Annotated in this window: 21 protein-coding genes and 1 pseudogene; 12 read left to right on the top strand and 10 right to left on the bottom strand. The window is 66.8% G+C overall.

All coding sequences use genetic code 11. The features are described 5' to 3' along the window. Positions 1–78 precede the first annotated feature (78 nt). Positions 79–1,614, bottom strand: coding sequence for a helix-turn-helix transcriptional regulator (locus U5A56_RS16725; RefSeq protein WP_124524189.1), 1,536 nt, complete (start codon positions 1,612–1,614; stop codon positions 79–81). A 404-nt stretch (positions 1,615–2,018) separates the two neighbouring features. Between U5A56_RS16725 and U5A56_RS16720 the strand changes: the two genes are divergently transcribed. The 3 genes from U5A56_RS16720 to U5A56_RS16710 are packed head-to-tail and all read left to right on the top strand — an operon-like array spanning position 2,019 to position 2,840. Further along, positions 2,019–2,183 carry a hypothetical protein gene (locus U5A56_RS16720; RefSeq protein ID WP_167357956.1) on the top strand — a complete coding sequence of 55 codons (165 nt, stop codon included), beginning with the start codon at positions 2,019–2,021 and terminating at the stop codon, positions 2,181–2,183. 59 nt (positions 2,184–2,242) lie between these two features. Next, entirely contained in the window at positions 2,243–2,587 is a 345-nt protein-coding gene (locus U5A56_RS16715) for a BON domain-containing protein (protein WP_044849024.1), read from the top strand. A gap of 55 nt (positions 2,588–2,642) precedes the next feature. Continuing rightward, positions 2,643–2,840 (top strand): CsbD family protein, encoded by a 198-nt coding sequence (locus U5A56_RS16710; RefSeq protein WP_044849025.1) that lies wholly within the window; start codon positions 2,643–2,645, stop codon positions 2,838–2,840. 227 nt (positions 2,841–3,067) lie between these two features. On the opposite strand, the gene U5A56_RS16705 is transcribed toward U5A56_RS16710, so the two are convergent. Beyond that, positions 3,068–4,096: a DUF1338 domain-containing protein gene (locus tag U5A56_RS16705; protein WP_124489273.1), complete on the bottom strand. Its 1,029-nt coding sequence runs from the start codon at positions 4,094–4,096 to the stop codon at positions 3,068–3,070. A gap of 227 nt (positions 4,097–4,323) precedes the next feature. Between U5A56_RS16705 and U5A56_RS16700 the strand changes: the two genes are divergently transcribed. Continuing rightward, positions 4,324–5,277, top strand: coding sequence for a LysR family transcriptional regulator (locus U5A56_RS16700; protein WP_044848360.1), 954 nt, complete (start codon positions 4,324–4,326; stop codon positions 5,275–5,277). A 463-nt stretch (positions 5,278–5,740) separates the two neighbouring features. Next, positions 5,741–7,369, top strand: coding sequence for an NADP-dependent glyceraldehyde-3-phosphate dehydrogenase (locus U5A56_RS16695; RefSeq protein WP_321923463.1), 1,629 nt, complete (start codon positions 5,741–5,743; stop codon positions 7,367–7,369). Between the two features lie 131 nt (positions 7,370–7,500). Here U5A56_RS16695 and U5A56_RS16690 read toward each other — a convergent pair whose 3' ends face one another. Then, positions 7,501–8,133 carry a LysE family translocator gene (locus U5A56_RS16690; RefSeq protein WP_321923461.1) on the bottom strand — a complete coding sequence of 211 codons (633 nt, stop codon included), beginning with the start codon at positions 8,131–8,133 and terminating at the stop codon, positions 7,501–7,503. A gap of 623 nt (positions 8,134–8,756) precedes the next feature. Between U5A56_RS16690 and U5A56_RS16685 the strand changes: the two genes are divergently transcribed. Beyond that, on the top strand, positions 8,757–9,080 hold the full coding sequence (locus U5A56_RS16685) for a DNA-binding protein (RefSeq protein WP_124489271.1): 324 nt from the start codon (positions 8,757–8,759) through the stop codon (positions 9,078–9,080). A gap of 36 nt (positions 9,081–9,116) precedes the next feature. Here U5A56_RS16685 and U5A56_RS16680 read toward each other — a convergent pair whose 3' ends face one another. Further along, complete coding sequence (locus U5A56_RS16680; protein ID WP_321923458.1) at positions 9,117–10,352, bottom strand: NADH:flavin oxidoreductase/NADH oxidase family protein; 1,236 nt, start codon at positions 10,350–10,352, stop codon at positions 9,117–9,119. A 78-nt stretch (positions 10,353–10,430) separates the two neighbouring features. On the opposite strand from U5A56_RS16680, the gene U5A56_RS16675 reads away from it, so the two are divergent. Further along, positions 10,431–10,898 carry a MerR family transcriptional regulator gene (locus tag U5A56_RS16675; RefSeq protein ID WP_321796372.1) on the top strand — a complete coding sequence of 156 codons (468 nt, stop codon included), beginning with the start codon at positions 10,431–10,433 and terminating at the stop codon, positions 10,896–10,898. 162 nt (positions 10,899–11,060) lie between these two features. Here the strand turns inward: U5A56_RS16675 and U5A56_RS16670 are convergent, their stop codons facing one another. Next, on the bottom strand, positions 11,061–11,897 hold the full coding sequence (locus tag U5A56_RS16670) for an NAD(P)-dependent oxidoreductase (RefSeq protein WP_321923456.1): 837 nt from the start codon (positions 11,895–11,897) through the stop codon (positions 11,061–11,063). A 113-nt stretch (positions 11,898–12,010) separates the two neighbouring features. On the opposite strand from U5A56_RS16670, the gene U5A56_RS16665 reads away from it, so the two are divergent. After that, complete coding sequence (locus U5A56_RS16665) at positions 12,011–13,114, top strand: LacI family DNA-binding transcriptional regulator (protein ID WP_321923454.1); 1,104 nt, start codon at positions 12,011–12,013, stop codon at positions 13,112–13,114. Between the two features lie 131 nt (positions 13,115–13,245). Here U5A56_RS16665 and U5A56_RS16660 read toward each other — a convergent pair whose 3' ends face one another. Further along, positions 13,246–14,538: an MFS transporter gene (locus tag U5A56_RS16660; RefSeq protein WP_321796364.1), complete on the bottom strand. Its 1,293-nt coding sequence runs from the start codon at positions 14,536–14,538 to the stop codon at positions 13,246–13,248. Between the two features lie 342 nt (positions 14,539–14,880). On the opposite strand from U5A56_RS16660, the pseudogene U5A56_RS16655 reads away from it, so the two are divergent. Together U5A56_RS16655 and U5A56_RS16650 are read left to right on the top strand one after the other, a co-directional pair. Next, positions 14,881–15,147: pseudogene (locus U5A56_RS16655) on the top strand (Ada metal-binding domain-containing protein); the annotation flags it as partial. A gap of 11 nt (positions 15,148–15,158) precedes the next feature. Next, on the top strand, positions 15,159–15,692 hold the full coding sequence (locus tag U5A56_RS16650; RefSeq protein WP_321923452.1) for a methylated-DNA--[protein]-cysteine S-methyltransferase: 534 nt from the start codon (positions 15,159–15,161) through the stop codon (positions 15,690–15,692). 28 nt (positions 15,693–15,720) lie between these two features. On the opposite strand, the gene U5A56_RS16645 is transcribed toward U5A56_RS16650, so the two are convergent. Further along, positions 15,721–16,539 carry a helix-turn-helix transcriptional regulator gene (locus U5A56_RS16645; protein WP_321923450.1) on the bottom strand — a complete coding sequence of 273 codons (819 nt, stop codon included), beginning with the start codon at positions 16,537–16,539 and terminating at the stop codon, positions 15,721–15,723. Positions 16,540–16,616: 77 nt separating this feature from the next. Here U5A56_RS16645 and panB point away from each other — a divergent pair, with 77 nt between their 5' ends. Then, positions 16,617–17,468, top strand: a complete 852-nt coding sequence (panB, locus tag U5A56_RS16640) for a 3-methyl-2-oxobutanoate hydroxymethyltransferase (protein WP_044848348.1) — start codon at positions 16,617–16,619, stop codon at positions 17,466–17,468. 19 nt (positions 17,469–17,487) lie between these two features. Here the strand turns inward: panB and U5A56_RS16635 are convergent, their stop codons facing one another. Next, the gene (locus U5A56_RS16635; protein WP_006761025.1) at positions 17,488–17,979 is read right to left on the bottom strand and encodes an Lrp/AsnC family transcriptional regulator; all 492 of its coding nucleotides are present in this window, start codon (positions 17,977–17,979) and stop codon (positions 17,488–17,490) included. A gap of 156 nt (positions 17,980–18,135) precedes the next feature. On the opposite strand from U5A56_RS16635, the gene glmS reads away from it, so the two are divergent. Further along, entirely contained in the window at positions 18,136–19,965 is a 1,830-nt protein-coding gene (glmS, locus tag U5A56_RS16630) for a glutamine--fructose-6-phosphate transaminase (isomerizing) (protein WP_321923448.1), read from the top strand. 147 nt (positions 19,966–20,112) lie between these two features. On the opposite strand, the gene U5A56_RS16625 is transcribed toward glmS, so the two are convergent. After that, complete coding sequence (locus tag U5A56_RS16625; RefSeq protein ID WP_321923447.1) at positions 20,113–20,925, bottom strand: hypothetical protein; 813 nt, start codon at positions 20,923–20,925, stop codon at positions 20,113–20,115. A gap of 159 nt (positions 20,926–21,084) precedes the next feature. Further along, a complete protein-coding gene (locus U5A56_RS16620) occupies positions 21,085–21,900 on the bottom strand; it encodes a helix-turn-helix domain-containing protein (RefSeq protein WP_321923445.1) in 816 nt (271 codons plus the stop codon). Between the last annotated feature and the right edge of the window lie 57 nt (positions 21,901–21,957).

Genomic DNA, 21,957 nt, shown 5'->3' with positions numbered 1-21,957 from the left:
CAGCCGCGCGCGGCGCGCGGCAGATGCGGATGCACCAGCCTGCATGGTGCATTCGCACCGATGGCCCGACGGCCGGCGTCAGTTCTTGCCGTCCTTGTCGGCAGCTTTCTCGCCGCGCGCACCGTTCGCGTCGGACGTGCCGACAATCCCGCGCTCGCGCGCCCACACGATCGCCTCGCCGCGGCTATGCACGTCGAGCTTCGCGTAGATCGTCGCGACGTGATTGCGGACCGTGTTCGGCGCGAGCCCGAGACGGCCGGCGATCTCCTTGTCGGCGAGGCCGTGACACAGCAGGTCGAACACGTCGCGCTCGCGCGCGGTGAGGTCCGACAGCTGCGCGCCCGCGTCCGGCGCATTCGCGCGCCGCACGTTCGCCAGTTTTTCGATCAGCGTGCGGCTGAACCACGACGCATCCTGCATCGCGGTCTCGATCGCATAGACGAGTTCCATCTCGGTGCGCTTGCGATCGCTGATGTCGAGCAGCGCGATCAGCAGGCAATCCTGCCCGTGAATCGCGACCGGCTCGGCCGACACGACGCAATCGCGCACGTCGCCGTCGCGCGTACGGATCTGCACATCTGCATTGCGCACGTTGCCGTCGCGCGCGAGTTGCGTGTCGATGCACTGCCGTGCGCCGCGTTCGGCCCACAAGCCGATCTCGTCCGCGGACTTGCCGAGCAGGTCGTCGCGCGCATGGCCGGCCATCCCGACGAACGCATCGTTCACGTCGAGCAGCACGAAACCGTCGGCCGTGACGATCGCGGTCGCGACCGGCGCCATCCGGAACGCCTTCGCGAAGCGCTCCTCGCTCTGCCGCAGCGCGAGCTCGGCCTGCTTGCGCGGCTCGAGATCCATGAACGTGAACAGCATGCACGGCTCGCCGTTCATGTCGATCGGCTGCCCGGCGACCACCACCGCCTTCGTGCCGCCGTCCGCGCGCTTGAGCACGGCCTCCATCTGCGGGATCGTCGCGCCCTCGCCCAGCCGCTCGATCGCGAGTTCGCGCCGCTCGGCCTGTTCGAGCACGTCGAGTTCGTAGACGGAGCGGCCGAGCACGTCGTCGCGCGCATGGCCGGTCATCTCGAGGAACCCTTGATTGACCTTCACGTAGCGCAGGTCGTCGAGCCGGCAGATCACGGCCGGCGCCGGGTTCGCGTTGAACGTGCGCTCGAAGCGGTCCTCGGCGCTCGCCCATTCGGTCGCATCGTGCAGCACGAGCGCGAGACAGTCGGGCTCGCCGGCCGCGTTCGTCAGCACGAGGCTGCGGATCCGGTGAACCCAGCTCACGTTCTCGTCGGCCGCCGATTCGACTTCGACCGTCACGTCGCTGAACTCCTCGCCCGCGATCACGCGGTCCATCGGATAGTGGCCGTCGCGCACCGGACGGTTGTTCCGGTAGCGCAGCCGGAAGCGCTCGCGATACTCGGTGACGTCCGCGCCGAGCGCGTCGAGCTCGGTCACGCCGTGCATCGCGAGCGCGGCCTCGTTCGCCCATACGATGCGCTGGTCGGGTTCGATGAGGATCACGCCCTCGGTGAGCCCCGCGATGATCTGATGCAGCTGGCGCCGGTCGGTATGCGACTTGAGCACCTGTTCGTTGACTCGTTCGTCCATTGATCGGTGGTCCACGTGGTCGATATTGTTGCCGGGCGGGTCGCCGCCGCGCCGATAAGCGCCGATAAGCGCCGACATGTGCGGCCGGCGCGCGCCGCGATGATCGCGTGCGGTCGACGCGGTCGAGAGGCGCGGATGCACCCTGCGCAATAGTACATTCGCATGCCGCGCCGCCTGCGTGCGCCATCCCGCCAAGCGGCGCGCGGCGCGCCTCCCGCGTCTGTCGTCCCGCATCGCGCGTGTCACGACGCATTTCCCGTTCCCGCTTCGCCGTTCCGTCCCCGTGCAAACGCACTAGCCGATCCGGTGAATTTGCGCGATGCCCGCGTGCGTTCGCGCCGGTACGCTGGTACTGCATCGGCGCTCACGCGCTGCCCTTCCATACCGCAGAGGAGGACCAACTGATGAAGCTGCATCAGACACCCGATCCGACGCGGCCCGAGCCGGCTCCGGACAATCCGCCCGAACCGTCGCCCGGCACCGATCCGCCGGTGCCGTTGCCGCCCGACGTGCCGCGCCCGGACATGCCGCCGCGCGAGCCCGGCTACGACACGCCGATCGCGCGATGACGCGCGGCGCGCCTGCACCGACTCGCCCATCCATCACGTCAATCGAAGGAGCACATCCCATGAACAAGACCTCGAACCTGTCGGCGTTGCTCGCCGTCAGCGCGGCGTTCCTGCTTTGCGCCGCCCCGCTCACGAACGCACAGGCGTCGTCGTCCGACGAAGGCATGAAGACGGAATCGAACCAGCCCGTGACCGACACGTGGATCACGACCAAGGTGAAGAGCGAACTCGCGACCACCGAGGGCGTGAAGAGTACGCACATCAGCGTGAAGACGGTCGACGGCGTCGTCACGCTGACGGGCGTGCTGCCGTCGAGGATCGCGGTGAAGAAGGCCGTCGCCGCGACGCGCTCGATCAAGGGCGTGAAGCACGTCGACGCAGCGGGCCTGAAGGCGAAGGCCTGAGCTATCACGCGGCCGCGTGCCGCACTTTTTTCTCCCCTTATGACAGGAGCGCATCATGAACGAGGACAAGATCAAGGGTCAATGGAAGCAGCTGACCGGCAAGATGAAGGCGAAGTGGGGCAAGCTGACCGACGATGACCTGAAGGTCGCCGAAGGCAACCGCGACTACCTCTCCGGCAGGATCCAGGAGCGTTACGGGATTGCGCGCGACGAAGCCGAGAAGCAGTTGAAGGAATTCGATCGCGAGCTGTAACGCGCCGGTCGTCTCACCCCGCCGCGACGCATCCCGCGTCGCGGCCATGAAGAGGACAACGACATGGGCAAGTATCTGATCGCCTGGCTGCTCGGCGTACCGATCGGCGTGCTGCTGCTGTTCTATCTGGTGACGCACCTGTTCTGACGATCGCGGCGCCCATTCAACGCAAACGGGCCGGTGGCTATGCTCAGCCACCGGCCCGTTTTTTTCGTGCGGCGTCGCGCTTACTTCGCCGCGTTCGCCGTCATCTTGAAGATGCCCTGCGCGTTGCCCGCATCGAAACGCAGGTCCGTCACCCACCGGCGCGCCGCCTGGTCAAACGTGCGACGGCGCGTGATGAACTCGTAGAACGAGCCCGGCACGTTGCGCTTCACCGTGCCGCCGTCGCGCGTGCGGAACTCGCGCTCGACGATGTCCGCGCGATACGCGGTCTGGAACACACGGCCCGAACGCGAGCGCTCGACTTCCGGCTTCATCGGCCGCCCCTTCGCCTTCTCGTCGTCGGACAGCTTGAACACGTCGGCCACGCGATCGGTCGCATGGTTGAACGCGTTGCCTTCGGTCGCGATCCACGCCATCTCGGCCGATTCGAGCAGCAGCGTTTCGTAGTCGAGTTCGTTCGGCAGGTCGTGCTGGCGCGCGAACGCACCGACGATCTCGGGCAGCAGCGCGTGCGCGGCGTCGAGCGACAGCCAGCCTTCACGCTCGATCTCCCACAGAAGCGCGACGGCCGCCGGCGACAGCGGATCGCGCGACGAACTCACGACGTTCGTCACGGCCTGCTGGAATTCCTTCGAGAAGCGCTCCGGATGCAGTTCGCTGACGAAGAACTGCGCGATCTCGTCCGGCGCGTCTTCGTGCGCATACGCGCGGCCGGTCATGCCGAGCTTGTCGAGCGGATAGCGGCCGTTCAGGCGGAAGCCGAGCGGACGCAGGATGCGCGTGAACGCGGCTTCGCCCGGCGGCAGCGCGCCCGTGTGCGGCCAGCGCACCGTGCGCAGCGCGCCGTGGTCGAAGTAGACCGAGCCGCCGTTTTCGATGGCATCGGCCGTATACGCGCGGCCGTTCGCCGAACGTTCGAGCAGCCCTTCGAACAGCGCCATGTTCATCGCCTGCGCGATTTCCGCGCGCGTGACAACGTCGGTTTCCCATTCGTCGAGGATGGCCGGCATGTTCAGGGTCGCGAACAGGGCGTCGGTCTTCGCCTGTCCCAGCAGCTTCGTCAGCAAGCTCTCGATATTCGGATTGCGCATCAGGATTCTCGTGTTCGGGGGACCGCCGGCAAACGTGCCGGCAACTCGATTGGCCGGCCGCCCAGCGGGCGCCTGGCCTTGCGTGGGATGCATTATTCAAAGGGTTGCAGCGGGGCGTAAAGCGAGATTAAATTGACACGTGATGAGTTTTTGGAATTATTTGCAGTCCCAGCACACGTCCGACGGCCCGCCGCGGGCCGGTCCGTTCGTCAGACAAAACGAGCATCATGCGCAAATTCAAGATCCCCAACATGGGTGCGCTCGTGGCTTTCGAAGCCGCGGCGCGCCACGAGAGCTTCACGCACGCGGCCAAGGAGCTGTTCCTGACCGAAAGCGCGGTATCGCGGCAGATCGCGACGCTCGAGGCGAGCCTCGGCGTGCGGCTGTTCGCGCGCGTGAAGCAGCGCGTCGTGCTGACGCGCGCCGGCAAGCTGTACGGCACGCAGGTGCGGCGCGCGCTGGAGGCGCTCGACCGCGACACGCTGTCGATCATCGCGCACGGCAGCGGCGGCGGCTACCTGGAACTCGCGGTGCTGCCGACCTTCGCGTCGCACTGGCTGATTCCGCGCATCAAGAGCTTCTACGACCGCACGCCGGACGTGCGCGTGAACATGGGCAGCCGCACCGATTTGTTCTCGTTCGAGGACACCCACTTCGAAGCCGCGATCCACTACGGCAAGCCGACCTGGCCCGGCACGTCGTCCGACTACCTGTTCGGCGAGGAAGTCGTGCCGATCTGCTCGCCGGCGCTGCTCGACGGGCCGGTCGAACGCGTGGAGGACCTGCTCGCGTATCCGCTGCTGCACTCGACCACGCGTCCCGGCGCGTGGGCGCAGTGGTTCGAGACGCACGGCGTCGAGGACATCCGCACGATGCAGGGCGTGCGCTACGAGCTGCACACGATGCTGATCAGCGCGGCCGCGGCCGGGCTCGGCGTCGCGCTGGTGCCGAAGTTCTTCGTCGAGGAACAGTTGCAGCAGCTCGGCCTCGTCGTGCCGTGCGACGCGGCGACGGTCGGCGATTCGGCGTACTACCTCGTGTATCCGACGGAGTTCAGCCACAGCAAGCCGCTGGAGTCGTTTCGGGCGTGGTTGCTGGAACAGGCGAGCGCGTATGCGGCGCCGGGGCGGGACAGGGAGGACGATGACATGGATGCGGAGGACGACGAAGACGTCGAGTGATCGCGTCGCGTCACCGGAGGTCCGGTGCGCGCCGAGCCGGGCAACCCCGACCCGGCGCTCCGGGCAGCCGACCTCGCTTCGGCAGCGCGGCGGACCTTCTCTCTTTTCTTCACTGCGTCTGTTTTCTCTCAGGTTCCGGGCAATTTTTTCTTCGCCGCGCCGGGTCATTATCCGCTCAATGCGGCCGAAGTGAAACGTTTGCGCATGCACCGGGCGGCTTATACCCGCCATTCGGACACAATCCTTCAAATTGTTTACGCACGGTGCGGTGGCATTCGGCAAATCTTGCAATCGGCTCGGCGTTCCTTTTTAATGGAACTGGTTCCATTCCGCGTTTCGGCCATGCCGACGCGTGACGTCCCGTCGTCCGCGCGTCATCATGCCGATTCAGGATCGAGGATCGTTCAGCTCAGGATTCCGCATCGCCCGTCCTTACCGGACACCCCCGTCAAACGAGACCGTCATGCCCGATTCCGCTTCCCTGCAGCAGCTGTTTCCCGCCTATCAGGACATCCCCGCCGAGTTCCGGCTCGCAGCCCCCATCCACCAGCGCGTGTCGCTGGTCGACGGCGAACTGCGCCCGTGGGACGGCACGACCAAGACCGTGCTGTCGCCCGTGTGCGTGCGCCAGCCGGACGGCAGCGTCGCGCAGATGGAGATCGGCAGCTATCCGGTGATGGGCGAGACGGAAAGCGACGCGGCGCTCGACGCCGCGGTGCGCGCGTACGACTCGGGCCGCGGCGAGTGGCCGACGATGAAGGTCGAACAGCGCATCGCCTGCATGCAGGACTTCATCAAGCGGATGGTCGCGCAGCGCGAGCTGGTCGTGAACCTGATCATGTGGGAGATCGGCAAGAGCCTCGCCGATTCGCAGAAGGAGTTCGACCGCACCGTCACGTACATGACGCAGACGATCGACGCGCTGAAGGAGCTCGACAACGCGAACTCGCGCTTCGTGATCGCGGAAGGCACGATCGGCCAGATCCGCCGCACGCCGCTCGGCGTCGTGCTGTGCATGGGGCCGTACAACTACCCGCTGAACGAAACCTTCGCGACGCTGATCCCCGCGCTGCTGATGGGCAACACGGTGGTGTTCAAGCCGCCGCAGTACGGCACGCTGCTGTTCGAGCCGCTGCTCGAGGCGTTCCGCGACGCGTTCCCGAAGGGCGTGATCAACACGATCTACGCGCCGGGCGCGGTGGTCGTGCCGCACATGCTCGCGTCGGGCAAGATCAACGTGCTCGCGCTGATCGGTTCGAGCAAGGTCGCCGATCACCTGAAGAAGCAGCACCCGAAGTCGCACCGGCTGCGCGCGATCCTCGGCCTCGACGCGAAGAACGCGGCGATCGTGCTGCCCGACGCCGATCTCGACCTCACCGTGAAGGAGTGCCTGCTCGGCGCGCTGTCGTTCAACGGCCAGCGCTGTACCGCGCTGAAGATGCTGCTCGTGCATCGCTCGATCGTCGACGAATTCCTGAAGCGCTTCACCGCCGCGCTCGAGCAGTTGAAGATCGGCATGCCGTGGGAGAAAGGCGTGAGCATCACGCCGCTGCCGGGCATGCATCGCACCGCGTACATGACCGACGCGATCGACGACGCGAAGGCCCGCGGCGCGCAGGTCGTCAACCAGTCGGGCGGCGAGTTCAGCAAGACGCTGTTCTACCCGGCCGTCGTGTATCCGGTGTCCGAAGGGATGAAGCTGTATCGCGAGGAGCAGTTCGGGCCGATCATTCCGGTCGCGCCGTTCGACGACGTGGAAACCGCGCTCGACTACGTGACGACCTCGGAGCACGGCCAGCAGGTCAGCATCTTCGGTTCCGATCCGGCGCAGATCGGCGCGCTCGTCGATCCGCTCGTGAACCAGGTGTGCCGCGTGAACATCAACTGCCAGTGCCAGCGCGGGCCGGACGTGTTCCCGTTCGCCGGGCGCAAGGATTCGGCGGAAGGCACGCTGTCGGTGACCGACGCGCTGCGCGCGTTCTCGATCCGCTCGATGGTCGCGGCGAAGCAGACCGACGGCAGCAAGCAGCTGCTCGATTCGATCGTGTCGGATCACTACTCGAAGTTCATCAATACCGGCTTCATCTTCTGAAGCGCTGAAGCCGGGACGGTGCGATCGACGATCCGCCGCGTGCGCACGCGGCGGATCATCTGTTTTCGGATTCGGGGATTCGGGGATTCGGGGATTCGGGATTTGGGTTCTGGTGACCGCGGCAGGCTCGCTCACACGTTGGACGCGAGCAACCGGACCCCGGCGAGCCCGAACACCACCGCGAGACACGCGTCCATCATGCGGCGGCCGCGCACGTACAGCCGGCGCGCGCCGTCCGTCGAGAATACCAGCGCATAGCCGCCGAACACCGCGCAGCCGATCGCGAGGCAGCCCGGCACGACGGCGCCGTGCGACGCGCCTGCGCCGTTCGACGACAGCGCGACGATCGACACCCACACCAGGATCGCTTTCGGATTCGTCAGGTGAAGCATCGCGCCGCGCGCAAAGAAGCGCGACAGCGTCTGCTCGGGCGCAGCTTTCAGCGCGGCGCCCGCCTTCGCCGCCCACGCGGTGCGGCCGGACTTGAACGCGAGCCACAGCAGATACACGCCGCCGAATAGCTTGATCGCGAGCAGCAGCTTCGACCATGCGAGCAGCGCGGCCGAAACGCCCAAAGCGGCCACCGTCGCCCAGCACATCGAACCGGAGATCACGCCGAGCGCGAACGCGAGCGCCGCCTTGCGGCCGTGGTTCGCGGCGACCGACATGATCGCGAGATTGCTCGGGCCGGGGCTGGCCGTGCCGACGAAGTAAGCCGTGTAGGCCAGCAGCAGGTTGGCCGAGAAGAAGGCGTGGACGCTCATGTCGAACCTCGCGGGGGATGATGCGGTGATTGTTCGCGAACCCGGCGCCGCTGCCCATGAACAGTTGTCGGGTTATTCGCTGGGCCAGTTGGAGGGCGCGCGTGACGCCGGTTGCACGTGCGTCCGGCGGGCCGCGAAAAAAACGTCTCGGATATGAAACATCCGGCGCATGCGGCGCGCGCCTTCAATGCGCGGCGGGTGGCGGCGGGTGGCGTCGCGGCTCGCCGCACGAGACCGTCCCGAAGCCGCGGGGACGCCGCCGACGCCCATGCTCCGCGACCTTGCAGCGCTTCGTCGATCGACACACTCGACCGATTTCAACCCGGCGTTACGTTACATCGCTGAAGCATTTCGTCCGTCCGGCCCCTGTCGCGCGGCCGACCGCGATCGCGCGCGGCGGACGGGCGCCCTGCCCGATTTTCCGTGCAAGCCAGTCCCGGCGGGACGCGATGACCGCTGCCGCGCCCCGCGTCAACAGTGCTCAACAATCGGATCGAGGGCTGGTACGGAACCTGCATTCGCATTGCAGTGACAGCCGCGCCGACGATCGGCGCGAACACGAACCCGGATCGGGACCGTCCCCGGATACGCCCGAACGATCCACGCAAGCTGCGAGGCACATCATGGATGCGCTGCCCAATTCGTCCGATACGTCGTTCCAGATCTTCCTCGCGAAACTGCTCGAACAGCCGCAGCCCGAATGGACGGAAAAGCAGCAGATGGAACTCGAGATGGCGCGCACGCTGTCGACCCGGATGGTCAGCTACGCGGAAGCCATGCGCGGCGGCAGCGCGGATCTCGCGCACTGCCTCGTGCTGTTGCGCTACGCGAAGGTCCTCGACTTCATGCTGACGTCGCTCGCCGCGCACCGCGACATTCATCCGCAGACGCTGCGCACGCTGTTCCGGCTCGCGAACCTGAAGGTCGACGACGCGTATCCGGTGTGAGCGAGCCTCGGGCAGCCCGACGCGCCGCGTGCGCGGCTAGCGCGCCGCCCGCCCCGCCATCCACTTGCGGTACCGCCGCGTCTGGCACTGCGCGGCGAGTTGCTGCGACAGCAGCGCGCGCAGCGGCGACACGCCCGGATGCGTACGCCGCCCGACGCTCAACCGTGCGAGCTGGAACTTCACGACGGCCATGTTCGCCAGCGCGCCCAGCGCCTTGTTCTTCCACCGGATCGGCTGCAGCGCCGGCGCGCTGTCCTTGCCGGCCTGCCAGTCGCGCGGCAGGTTCGGCTCGATCGACAGCGCGGTCGCGATGCCGACCATCGCCACGCCGCTCGCGACCACCTGCTCGGCCACCGCGCGACGCCGGATCCCGCCCGTGACCATCAGCGGCATCGCCGCGACCGCCGTGATGTCCCGTGCGAATTCGAGGAAATACGCTTCGCGGGCCAGCGTGCGTCCGTCGCGCGCCTCGCCCTGCATCGCCGGCACTTCGTAGCTGCCGCCCGACAGTTCGACGAGATCGACGCCCAGCGGATTCAGCAGTTCGACGACGCGCTTCGCATCGTCCGCGCTGAAGCCGCCGCGCTGGAAATCGGCCGAATTCAGCTTGACCGACACGACGAACGCCGGCGATACCGTCGCACGCACCGCACGCACGATGTCGAGCAGTAGCCGCGCGCGGTGCTCGATGCTGCCGCCCCACGCGTCCTGCCGGCGGTTCGTCAGCGGCGACAGGAACTGGCTCAGCAGGTAACCGTGCGCCGCGTGGATCTGCACGCCGGTGAAGCCGCTTTGCTCGGCAAGCTGCGCGGCGCGCACGAAGCGCTGCTGCACGTCGGCGATGTCGGCTTCCGTCATCTCCTTCGGCACCGGAAACTGCTTCGACAGCGCGCCGAGCGCGAGCGGCACGGCCGACGGCGCGAGCGTCGTCTGGCCGAGCGCCGCCTGCATCTGGCGCCCCGGATGGTTGATCTGCATCCACACGTGCGCGCCGCCGGAGCGCGCGACCTGCGCCCATCGCCGGAAGCGGTCGAGATGCGCGTCGCTGTCGAGCACGACGCCGTTCGGCCCCGTCATCGCGCGGCCGTCCACCATCACGTTGCCGGTCAGGATCAGGCCCGCCCGGCCGTCGGCCCACGCCTGGTACAGGCGCAGCAACGCGTCGGACGGCGCGTGATCCGCATCGGCCATGTTCTCTTCCATCGCGGCCTTGGCGAGCCGGTTCGGGATCACCGCGCCATTGGGCAGCGTGAGGGGCGCAAACAGGTTCATGGTGGACTTCCTCGATTGACGATGCCCAACCATAACTTTAAAGTCAGCTTCAAGGTCAAGCCCCTCTGGAGCACAAGCATGAAAATCGGCGAGCTGGCGCGCACCAGCGGCATCGCGGCGTCGCGCATCCGGTTCTACGAAGCGAGCGGCCTGCTCGAACCGGCGCGCCGGCAGGCGAACGGCTATCGCGAATACGGGCCGGAAGCGCTGACGCGGCTCGCGATCATCGACCGCGCGCAGCGCGCGGGCTTTGCGCTCGACGAGATCCGCGCGGTGCTGCCGCCCGATCTCGGCGCATGGCCGCGCGACGAACTGCTGGAGGCGTTGCGGCACAAGGTCGACGAAATCGCGCTGCTCGAGCAGCGGCTCGCGCAGAACCGGCGCAACCTGCAGACGCTGATCGACGAGATCGCGAACAAGCCGGCCGGCGAGGATTGCGCGGGCGCCGCGCAACGCATGCTCGACAAGCTGTGCAAGGAGGAAGCCGAGTCGGTGCCGGCGCCTGCGCCGATGGCGCACGCTCGGCCGATGCGCAAGCGCGCGTAGGCGCGGCGAGCGCACGCGTGCGCCGGGTCTTGCGGTGTGGCTCACGCGCGCCGGCCCGCGCGCACGGCTGCGCGGATTTGCTTACGTCGCAGCGACGGCGTGGACGAGCGGCACAAGGCGACGGACGTCCTGCGCTGATCGACGTGCGCGAGCCGGCCTCGCTTACTTCGCGTTGCGCTCCATCGGCTCGCCGACGACGAACCCGCCGCCCTGGAAGCGCTGCGCGGGATCGTCGTACTCGGCGCTCGGCGCCGTCACCGGGAACAGCCCGGCGAACTGCTCGGAACTGTCCTGCGGCCGGAAGCCGAGGAAGCCGGCCTTCGTGTTGTCCCACCACTTCACCGGGTTGTCCGACACGCCGTAGACGATCGCGTGGCCGACGCGGTTCGTCAGCAGCGAGCAGCGCACGAGCTCGATGAAGTCGCGATAGCTGAGGAACGTCACGAGCATGCGCGGGTTCTTCGGCACTTCGAACGACGAGCCGATCCGCAGGCACACCGTCTCGATCCCGAAGCGGTCGAAGTAGTAGCGCGACAGCGACTCGCCGAAGCACTTCGTCACGCCATACAGGCTGTCCGGACGCTGCGGCGAATCGGCATCGAGCACTTCCGTGACCGGATGGAACCCGATCGCATGGTTCGAGCTCGCGAACACGACGCGCCTCACGCCGTGCTTGCGCGCGGCTTCGTACAGGTTGTACGTGCCGGTGATGTTCGCATCGACGAGATCGTCGAACGGCGCGTCGACCGAAATGCCGCCGAGGTGGACGATCGCGTCGACGCCGTCGACGAGTGCCATCACCGCCGGCCGGTCGGCCAGGTCGACGACGCGGGTTTCTTCGTGCGGGGCGGCGTCGCCCAGCGCGGCGATGTCGCTCACGCGCACGACGTCGGCCCAGTTCGCCAGCGCGCCGCGCACCTGACGGCCGAGATTGCCGGCCGCGCCGGTCAGCAGCAGGCGCCCGAACGGCTTGCGTGCGCCGGTGGATGTGGCGTTCATCGAATCTCCTTGAATCTGTTCTGAGGTGTGCTGGACGTTGCCCGAAACCGGCGGAGCCGGCAAACGATCGGAAAACGTTTTCCAACTATACGCGGGGCAAAAGCCGAACGTCAATGGCTGAACCTGTTCGCACCCATCCGCACTTTCCCGATATCGTCCGGCGGCCGGACGCCGGCTTTTTCTGCCACAATCCGGTGCAATCGAACGAAAACGTTACCCTTCCGATGAAAAAAGTTTCCCCGACGATCCGCGACGTGGCCGCGGAAGCCGGCGTGTCGGTCGCGACGGTCTCCAAGTACGTGAACGGCACGCAGCGCTTTTCGCCGACCGTCGAAGCGCGGCTCAAGGAAGCGATCGAGCGGCTCGGCTACCGTTCGAACCCGCTCGCGCGCTCGATGATCACCGGGCGCACGCGCACCATCGGCCTCGTGATCCTCGACATCAGCAATCCGCACTTCACGAACGTCGTGAAGGGCGCGAACCGCGTCGCGCTCCAGCACGACTACACGCTGCTGCTCGTCGATACCGAGGAGAACCAGGCGCGCGAACGCTCGCTGATCGAGGCGCTCGCGCAGCGCGTCGACGGGCTGATCGTCAGCACGCGGATGCCCGACGACCAGGCCGGCTGGATGCTCGACCTGCACAAGCCGCTCGTGCTGCTGCGGCGCAGCCCCGGCCTGCCGATTCCGAGCGTCGGCATCGACAACCGGCTCGCCACCTACATGCTCGCGCGTCACCTGCTCAATCTCGGCCATACGCGCATCGCGTACCTCGGCTTCGGGCCCGCGCGCGTGAACGACGAACGGATCCAGGGCGCGCGCGACTGTCTCGCGGAAGCGGGGCTCACGCTCGACGTGCACGACGCGCACGCGCCGACCGCCGAAGCCGGCGAGCGCGCATGCTCGCGCGTGATGCTCGGGCCGCAGCGTCCGCAGGCCGTGATCTGCTACAACGACCTGATCGCGCTCGGCTTCATGAAGGAAGCGGCGTCGCTCGGGTTCCGGCTGCCGCAGGACGTGTCGGTTGCCGGCGTCGACAACGTGCCGTACGGCGCATACGCGGCGCCCGCGCTGACCACCATCGACATCCAGAGCGAAAACATGGGCGAGCTCGCGATGCAGAAGCTGATCGACGCGCTCGCCGGGCGTACCGAGGCGAGCTATTCGACGTTCGAGCCGCGGCTGATCATGCGCGCGTCGACGGCCGCGGTGGGTTGAAGCGCGCATCGCGTTCAATATCCGCTGTATCGCTGCTTCGGCGTATCGTTGATTCGTTGATTCGTTGATTCGTCGCTTCGCAAACAAAAACGCGCCGCCTCCGGGCGGCGCGTTCGTTTGCCGGCACGCGATCACGCGTCGAGCTTCGCGGGCTTCATCTTCGGCGTGAGCATGTGCATGATCGCCAGCGCGAGCAGGTAGGCCAGCGCGCCGATCGCGAACAGCACCCAGTAGTGGCCCGTGCGTTGCAGCACCTGGCCGATCACTTCCGAGAACAGCACGCCGCCGATCGAGCCGGCCATCCCGCCGATGCCGACCACCGACGCGACCGCGCGGCGCGGGAACAGGTCGGACGCCGTCGTGAACAGGTTCGCCGACCAGCCCTGGTGCGCGGCGGCCGCGAGACCGACGATCAGCACCGCGATCCACAGGCTATGCACCTGCGACACGAACGCGATCGGCAGCACGCAGCACGCGCAGAACAGCATCGCCGTCTTGCGCGCGCCATTCACGCTCCAGCCCGCGCGCAGCAGCGCCGACGACAGCCAGCCGCCGCCGATGCTGCCGACCGTCGTCAGCGCATAGATGCACACGAGCGGCAGGCCGATATGCTGCATGTCCATCCCGCGCGACTCGTTGAGCCACTTCGGCAGCCAGAACAGATAGAACCACCACACCGGGTCGGTCAGGAACTTGCCGATCAGGAACGCCCACGTCTCGCGCTTGCGGATCAGTTCGCCCCAGCGCGGCGCGCCGGCATCCGCGTTCGCCGCGTCGAGCGCTTCGGCTTCGTCGCGCGGCTCGTCGTATTCCGCGGCGAGTGCGCGCGTGTCGGCCGTGCGATACATCAGCAGCCACACCGCGAGCCACACGATGCCGATCGCGCCGATGATCACGAACGCCGCGCGCCACCCGTAGGCCACCGCGATCGCCGGGATGATCGCCGGCGCGAACACCGCGCCGATGTTCGCGCCCGAGTTGAAGATGCCGGTGGCGAGCGCGCGTTCGCGGCGCGGAAACCATTCGGCCGTCGTCTTGATCGCGGCCGGGAAGTTGCCGCCCTCGCCGATCCCGAGCAGCGCGCGCACCGCCGCGAAGCCCGTCACGGAGCCGACTGCCGCGTGCAGCATCGCCGCGATGCTCCACACCAGCATCGCGACCGCATACGAGATGCGCGTGCCGAGCCAGTCGACGATGCGCCCGAAGCCGAGCAGGCCGATCGCATAGAACGCGGAAAACGCCATCACGATGCGACCGTACTGCACCTGGCTCCAGCCGATGTCGTGCTGCAGCATCGGCGCGAGCAGGCCGAGGATCTGTCGATCCATGTAGTTGATGACGGTCGCGAAGAACAGCAGCGCACAAACGGTCCAGCGGTAGCGGCTGGCCGCGGTGCGCACGGCACCGACGACGGCGGATTGCATGAATGTCTCCGATACGCGGTCGCGCCCGTCGCGCCGCTGGATTGTGCTGTCCGTGACCGACGACGGGCGCCGGGGCGGGCGGCGGCCACGCCCCTTGCGTGGCGCGGCCGCTCGTCCGTCGAGTTCTGGAAAACGTTTTTCAAAGGATAGGGCGTGGGCCGGTGCCGTGTCAGTCGGGGATTTCGATGAGTCATCTCAAAATGGGCCGCGCAAAAAGAGATGACTGTTTCGCAGAGTGGCATTAACCGTTTTTCCGGGATTCTCCCGCGTGCGAAACGAGGCCACGACGCGGGATGGCGCGTCGATACACATGTCCGATTCCAGCCAGAATCGGCGGCGCGGATGGTTTACAGTCGTCGCATGCGCCTCGATCCCGACACCTGCTACGACGCCCTGCTTGCGCGGAACCGCCGCTTCGACGGCTGGTTCTTCGTCGGCGTGTCGACGACCGGCGTGTATTGCCGCCCCGTTTGCCCGGTGAAACCGCCGAAGGCGCGGAACTGCAGTTATTACCCGACCGCCGCGGCCGCCGAGAAGGCCGGCTTTCGGCCATGCATGCGCTGCCGGCCCGAGCTCGCGCCCGGCCACGGGCTGCTCGACCTTCATGGAGAAGCTTCGCGATGACGCACGCTCATCTGATTCCGAGCCCGCTGGGCGACATCGCCATCCGTATCGAGGACGATGCGCTCACAGGCCTTTTTTTCGTCGGCCAGAAATACTATCCGTCGCTGGCGATCGCGCCGGACGCGGACGTACGCAGCGCGTCGCCGCTCGCGCGCAAGGTGGCCGAGGAAGTCGCCGAATATTTCACCGGCACGCGCGAAACCTTCTCGGTGCCGATTCATCTGCGCGGCACCGCGTTTCAGCGCAGCGTGTGGAAGGAACTGCTCGCGATTCCGTTCGGCGAACTCGTGTCGTACGGCGACATCACCGAACGCGTCGGGCTGCCGACGAGCGCGGCGCGTGCCGTCGGCGGCGCGGTTGGCCGCAATCCCGTGTCGATCATGGTGCCGTGCCATCGCGTGATCGGCGCGTCGGGCAGCCTGACCGGTTATGCAGGCGGCATCGAACGCAAACGCGCGTTGTTGTCGCTCGAAGGCGCCGGGTTCGCGCGCGGGGAACGTCATCCGATGCAGCAGTCGCTGGCGTTCTGAACGAAGATCCGCGGCGCGCGTTGCCGCGTCATGCGCTCAACGCCGGCCGGCGCGCTTCACGCTTCGCATACGCGCCCGGCGTCACGTTGAACTTCGCCTGAAACAGCGCGATGAACGACGACGTCGAGTCGTAGCCCAGTTGTGCGGCCACCGCGCCGATCGGCTCGCCCGCATCGAGCAGCGGCAGCGCCGCGAGCAGCCGCACGGCCTGCCGCCACTCGGTGAACGACAGCCCCGTGTCCTGCCGGAACAGACGCGACAGCGTGCGCCGTGTCGCACCGACCTGACGGCTCCATTCGTCCAGGCTGCGCGTGTCGCCCGGATGCGCATGCAACGCACGCGCGATTTTGAGCAGACGCGAATCGTGCGGCAGCGGCACCGTCAGCGGCGCGGGCCGCATCCGCGCGATCCGGTCAGCGATCAGGCACACGAGCGCACCGTCCGGCCCCGACTCGTCGTAGTCCACCGGCAACTCGCCGGTCGCGATCACCAGCTCGCGCAACAGCGGCGTCATGCAGAGGATCATGCAATCGTCGGCGGCATCGTCGCGCGCGATCGCATCGTCGAGATACAGGCTGTGGAACGCGACGCAATCGCGCGTCGACACCGCGTGCGGCACGTGCGGCGGAATCCACATCGCATAGTGCGGCGGCAGCAGGTGCCGGCCCGACGGCGTCGATACCTCCAGCACGCCGCTCGTCGCATACATCAGCTGGGCCCACGGGTGACTATGCGCGTCGACGCTCGCGTTGCCGGGAATCCCGAACGCGCGCACGAACAGCGGCCTCGGCAGGCGCGCCATCGGCGGCACCGCGTACGGATCACCCGATTGTCCCGCCAGCGACATAAGACGTCCTCCGAAGGTCATTGCATGCACGATCGCGATGCTACCGTAACGACTCTTCTTTCTCACGGCTTCCGTTCATGAGCGCGCATACCCGCACCACCCGCAAGACCGTCACCGCAATCCGCGCGACGAAAGGCATCGGCAGCCTCGTCTCGCTCACCGCCTATTCCGCGCCGATGGCGAAGCTCGTCGACGAAGTGGCCGACGTGATCATCGTCGGCGACTCCGTCGGCATGGTGCTGTACGGCATGCCCGATACGCTGCGCGTCACGCTCGACATGATGAGCGCGCACGGCGCGGCAGTCGTGCGTGGCACCGCGCAGGCGTGCGTCGTCGTCGATCTGCCGTTTTCGACGTATCAGGAATCGCCCGCGCAAGCGTATCGCTCCGCCGCGCGGCTGCTCGCCGAAACCGGCGCGCAAGGCGTCAAGCTCGAAGGCGGCAGCGAGATGGCCGACACGATCCGCTTCCTGACGGAGCGCGGCATTCCGGTGATGGCGCACGTCGGCCTCATGCCGCAGCAGGCCAATGCGACCGGCGGCTTCCGCGCGCAGGGGATGGACCCGCGCTCGGCCGCGCAGGTGTTCGACGCCGCGTGCGCGGCCGAGCGGGCCGGCGCGTTCAGCGTCGTCGTCGAGGGCACAGCGGAAGCGCTCGCGCGCCATCTGACCGAAACACTGTCGATCCCGACCATCGGCATCGGCGCATCGCCCGCATGCGACGGGCAGGTGCTCGTGACCGAGGACATGATCGGCGCATTCGACGCGTACACGCCGCGCTTCGTGAAGCGCTACGCCGATGCGAACGCGGTGATGCGCGACGCGATCCGCCAGTACGCGCACGACGTGCGGCAGCGCGTGTTTCCCGAGCCGGCGCACTGCTTCGGGTACGGCAAGCCGCTGCAACTCGCGGCAGCCGCCGCGGCGTGACGGCTGCGCTTACGCGCGATTACGCACGCTTGCGCATCGCATGCGCGACCCGCGCGTTCGCCTCGAACTTCGCACGATGCGTCGAGAAGAACGTCCGCACGTTGCGGACGTTCGATGCGCCGGTGAACAGCCGCCGCGCGAACGCGTCGTATTCGGCGACGTCGGCCAGGTCGGCCACGACCACGAAATCCGGCCCCGGCGACACGCGGTAGCACTGCGTGACCGCCGGCTCCGCGCACACGTAGGCTTCGAACGCATCGTAGTCTTCGGCCGTCTGCCGGTCGAGGCTGATCTCGATCAACGCCGTGACCGCCGTGCCGATCGCGACCGGATCGAGCACCGCGACCTGGCGGCGGATCACGCCCGCTTCCGTCAGCCGCCGCACGCGACGCATGCAGGTCGGCGGCGACGACAGCGCGCGCTCGGCGAGTTGCAGGTTCGACACCGATGCGTCGTCCTGCAGGATCGCGAGAATGCGCAGGTCGAGATCGTCGAGCGTGATGCCGGCCATGGACGGCTCCTTCCGGTCAGGGTGTGAAATTTAATTTCAACATGATAGTTGATTGCCTGCCCGTTTCATTCGTTGATGTATTTTGAAATTTAATTCCATTCACACGCCTCTACCATCGCTGTCACGGGTCCAGACAGGACATTTACGGAGCGCGCTATGTGTGGAATTGTCGGGGCGGTTGCCCAGCGGGACATCCTGCCGAACCTCGTCGACGGGCTGAAGCGGCTCGAATACCGCGGCTACGACTCGTGCGGCGTCGTGGTCTATCGCGATCGCGCGCTGGCCCGCGCGCGCAGCGTCGACCGTGTCGCCAACCTGCAGCGCGAGATCGCCGGGCATGCGCTGTCGGGCTACACCGGCATCGCGCATACGCGCTGGGCGACGCACGGCGCGCCCGTCACGCTCAACGCGCATCCGCACTTCTCGCCGAGCGACGACAACGCGCGCATCGCGCTGTCGCACAACGGGATCATCGAGAACTGCGATCAGCTGCGCGCGGAACTGCAGGCGCATGGTTATGTGTTCGCAAGCCAGACCGACAGCGAGGCAATCGCGCACCTGATCGATCACCTGTACGACGGCGACCTGTTCGACGCGGTGCGCCGCGCGGTCGCGCGACTGCGCGGCAGCTACGCGATCGCGGTGATGTGCCGCGACGAGCCGCACCGGATCGTCGGTGCGCGCGACGGGATGCCGCTCGTCGTCGGTGTCGGGGATGGCGAGAATTTCCTGGCGTCGGATGCGATCGCGTTGTCGGGCATCACCGATCGGATCGCTTACCTCGAGAACGGTGACGTTGCCGATATCCAGCTGCATCGCTACTGGATCGTCGATGCGGCCGGCCAGCGCGTCGAGCGTGCGGTGCAGCGGGTGGCCGCGCATAGCGGCGCGGCCGATCTCGGATCGTATCGCTATTACATGCAGAAGGAGATCTTCGAGCAGCCGCAGGCGGTGGCCGATACGCTGCTCGATGTCGGGTCGATCATGCCGGAGCTGTTCGGCGACGGCGCGTGGCGCGTGTTCAACGACGTCGATTCGGTGTTGCTGCTCGCGTGCGGCGGCAGTTATCACGCCGCGCTGACCGCGAAGTACTGGATCGAGAGCATCGCGAAGCTGCCGGCGAGTGTCGAGATCGCGAGCGAGTTCCGGTATCGCGACAGTGTGCCGAATCCACGCACGCTGGTCGTCGCGGTGTCGCAGAGCGGCGAGACGGCTGACGTGCTCGGGGCCGTGCACGTCGCGAAGCAGCGCGGGATGCTGCACACGCTCGCGATCTGCAACGTCGCGACGAGCGCGCTGATGCGCGAATGCGCGCTGCAGTTCGTCACGCGTGCGGGGATCGAGATCGGGGTGGCGTCGACGAAGGCTTTTACGACGCAGCTCGTGGCGTTGTTCTTGCTGACGTTGTCACTGGCGCAGGTGCGCGGGCGGTTGAGCGACGACGAGGAGAAGACGCATCTGCGCGCGCTGCGGCATCTGCCCGATGCGATGTCGAAGGTGCTCGCGCTGGAGCCGCAGATCATGGGCTGGTCGGAACTGCTCGCGCGACGCGACAACATGCTGTTTCTCGGACGCGGAATGCACTATCCGATCGCGCTCGAAGGCGCGCTGAAGATGAAGGAGATTTCGTATATCCACGCGGAGGCTTATCCCGCCGGGGAGTTGAAGCATGGGCCGCTGGCGTTGGTCAGTAATGAAATGCCCGTGATTGCGGTGGCGCCGAATGACGTGCTGCTCGAAAAGCTCAGGTCGAACATGCATGAAGTCAGCGCGCGGAACGGCAGGCTTTTCGTGTTCGCGGATGTGGACTGCGGGTTGGTGCCGAGCGAGGGGATCGAGGTGATTCGACTCAATGAGTACTACGGGCCGCTGTCGCCGATTCTGCATACGGTGCCGATGCAGTTGCTCGCTTATCACGCGGCGTTGGCAAGGGGGACGGATATCGATAAGCCGAGGAATCTGGCCAAGTCGGTGACGGTGGAGTGAGGGCATATCGTGGAGGGCCGGGCTGTGCCGACCGGACGCCGACCGCACCGCAATCGCACGCAATCGCGCAGACGACCGGCGCCGAAGCACGCGACATGCGTGCCCCCGCAAGCCGGTCGGCATCACCGCCCTGCACAGGAAAAAACCCTACTTCGACAACTTCAGCTTTTTCGCCAACACAACCCCGCTCGACGGACTCACCAGCGAGATCGCATTGATATCCATATGCACCCTGGAGATCCGGGTCGTAATGTCCGTCGGCTCGTCGATACTCGGATCGGCATGCTCGACTTGCTCGGTCAGATAAGGCCGAACCAGGCGCCCGGAAAACACGAGCGCGAAGTCGCCATGCGCTTGAGCGTACACGGCGGGCGAAATCCGCATCCGGCTGCGAACCGTGGTCTTTTTCCCATGCCCGGAATCGAGTTCGATGATGTCGATCTGCTGGATGTACCCTTTCGCCTTCGCTTCGGGGGCGATCACGAGCCCTCGCCCTCGTGGCCCCTTCGTGACCTTCCGGAGCAGGATGCCCGTCCGGTCGTCGTGCTCCGTGTCGAACAGGTCGACGTCCAGCGTCAACAGGTGCCGCTGCGACCGGTACCTCAGCCCGTACTGCACCGGCACCACGAACGTCACGTCGCGATCCAGGCCGACGGCCGCCAGGTCGGGATTCGGGGCATACCGGTCGGTTGCGTCGGAGACCAGGCCGCGAACCCGGTCGGTCAAGGACGGCGGCGCGGGGCTGATGTGCAGCTTCTTCAGGGCATCCCGAATGGCAATCGGGTCGTCGCCGACGATCGGTCGTGCGGGCGACGCGTCGTGATCGGCAGCAGGCGCGATGCGCGTCGTGCCATCGACAGCCTCCGCCTCTGCATGCGCCGCGACCGGCGCCAGGATCATCGTCAAAGCGACGACGCACGCGAAGCTCGAACGCCCCAACTTGGATTTCCGATGAAACACGAAGGCTCCTGATTTTCTTGCGGATCGGTCAACGACGAGCACTATAGGGTGGAATGATAGGCAACGCATCCATTGTTTGAAATTCACCGATGCCCTGAGCGCCCCTTCGCCGGTTCATTGTCAGCCCGAAAGCAGGCCAACGCCCGCTCATCCGCAACCTCACCCCTGCCGATCCTCCCGCCGATACTCCGCCGGCGCCTTCCCGACCAGCTTGCGAAAATCGCGCGTGAAATGCGCCTGGTCGAAATACCCCAACGCCTGCGCCAGTTCCGCAAGATCGACCGGCTCGCCGCCGGCGAGTTTGTCGGCCGCCTCATGCAGGCGATAACGACAGATCACCCACTTCGGCGTCACGCCCACATAGTCGGAAAAGAGCTGCTGCAACGTGCGCTCGCTCAACCCCGCGCGCTCGGCCGGGTCACGCACCTGCGTGAGCCCGATATCCTGCTGCAGCATCTGCAAAATGCCATGAATACGTTCTACCTGCGGATCGGCCGGCGGCAGCACCCGCAACAGCAGCGCCTCGGCAGCCGCCACCATTCCGGCGTCATCCTCGGCACCGAGCACGGCGTCTTCGGCTTGCGCGTCGCCGCAATCGAGCAGCGTCGACACCGGCAGCACCTTGTCGGTCGACAAATGCACCGGCTTGCCGAAGAACGCCCGAAACGCGCCCGGCCGGAACCGCAAGCCGATCACGCGCCCGGCCCCGGCCAACGTCGTCTCGAACGCCCCCGACACCACGCCGAAGATCCCCGTCCGCCGCCGGTCGAACACCAGATTCACGCACGGATACGGCAGCGTGCGCTGCACATGCGGCGGCTGGTCGCGCAGATCCCATTCGACGATCCAGTGGTGATCCAGCACGCCGGCCAGGTCGGCACACGGGTAATAGCGATTCAGGCGGAAGCGCTGATTGAAGGCTTTCGGGCCGACGACGCCTTTGGGCGTCTCGGTCACGTTACGCAAGTCGGCCATGGTGACGAACCGTTGAGGTGACTGCGTGATGATGCGCCGCCGCAGCGGATTTTTCCA

The organism is Burkholderia sp. BCC1998 (genome assembly GCF_905339875.1).
In the GTDB taxonomy this organism is placed as follows: Bacteria; Pseudomonadota; Gammaproteobacteria; order Burkholderiales; family Burkholderiaceae; genus Burkholderia.
Note: the sequence above shows the minus strand (reverse complement) of the source record. Positions and strands in the feature narration are given on the sequence as shown.

Coding starts and splice junctions, on each gene's coding strand:
- U5A56_RS16725 (WP_124524189.1), bottom strand. CDS start 1,614: ATGGACGAACGAGTCAACGAACAGGTGCTCAAGTCGCATACCGACCGG.
- U5A56_RS16720 (WP_167357956.1), top strand. CDS start 2,019: ATGAAGCTGCATCAGACACCCGATCCGACGCGGCCCGAGCCGGCTCCG.
- U5A56_RS16715 (WP_044849024.1), top strand. CDS start 2,243: ATGAACAAGACCTCGAACCTGTCGGCGTTGCTCGCCGTCAGCGCGGCG.
- U5A56_RS16710 (WP_044849025.1), top strand. CDS start 2,643: ATGAACGAGGACAAGATCAAGGGTCAATGGAAGCAGCTGACCGGCAAG.
- U5A56_RS16705 (WP_124489273.1), bottom strand. CDS start 4,096: ATGCGCAATCCGAATATCGAGAGCTTGCTGACGAAGCTGCTGGGACAG.
- U5A56_RS16700 (WP_044848360.1), top strand. CDS start 4,324: ATGCGCAAATTCAAGATCCCCAACATGGGTGCGCTCGTGGCTTTCGAA.
- U5A56_RS16695 (WP_321923463.1), top strand. CDS start 5,741: ATGCCCGATTCCGCTTCCCTGCAGCAGCTGTTTCCCGCCTATCAGGAC.
- U5A56_RS16690 (WP_321923461.1), bottom strand. CDS start 8,133: ATGAGCGTCCACGCCTTCTTCTCGGCCAACCTGCTGCTGGCCTACACG.
- U5A56_RS16685 (WP_124489271.1), top strand. CDS start 8,757: ATGGATGCGCTGCCCAATTCGTCCGATACGTCGTTCCAGATCTTCCTC.
- U5A56_RS16680 (WP_321923458.1), bottom strand. CDS start 10,352: ATGAACCTGTTTGCGCCCCTCACGCTGCCCAATGGCGCGGTGATCCCG.
- U5A56_RS16675 (WP_321796372.1), top strand. CDS start 10,431: ATGAAAATCGGCGAGCTGGCGCGCACCAGCGGCATCGCGGCGTCGCGC.
- U5A56_RS16670 (WP_321923456.1), bottom strand. CDS start 11,897: ATGAACGCCACATCCACCGGCGCACGCAAGCCGTTCGGGCGCCTGCTG.
- U5A56_RS16665 (WP_321923454.1), top strand. CDS start 12,011: ATGGCTGAACCTGTTCGCACCCATCCGCACTTTCCCGATATCGTCCGG.
- U5A56_RS16660 (WP_321796364.1), bottom strand. CDS start 14,538: ATGCAATCCGCCGTCGTCGGTGCCGTGCGCACCGCGGCCAGCCGCTAC.
- U5A56_RS16650 (WP_321923452.1), top strand. CDS start 15,159: ATGACGCACGCTCATCTGATTCCGAGCCCGCTGGGCGACATCGCCATC.
- U5A56_RS16645 (WP_321923450.1), bottom strand. CDS start 16,539: ATGTCGCTGGCGGGACAATCGGGTGATCCGTACGCGGTGCCGCCGATG.
- panB (WP_044848348.1), top strand. CDS start 16,617: ATGAGCGCGCATACCCGCACCACCCGCAAGACCGTCACCGCAATCCGC.
- U5A56_RS16635 (WP_006761025.1), bottom strand. CDS start 17,979: ATGGCCGGCATCACGCTCGACGATCTCGACCTGCGCATTCTCGCGATC.
- glmS (WP_321923448.1), top strand. CDS start 18,136: ATGTGTGGAATTGTCGGGGCGGTTGCCCAGCGGGACATCCTGCCGAAC.
- U5A56_RS16620 (WP_321923445.1), bottom strand. CDS start 21,900: ATGGCCGACTTGCGTAACGTGACCGAGACGCCCAAAGGCGTCGTCGGC.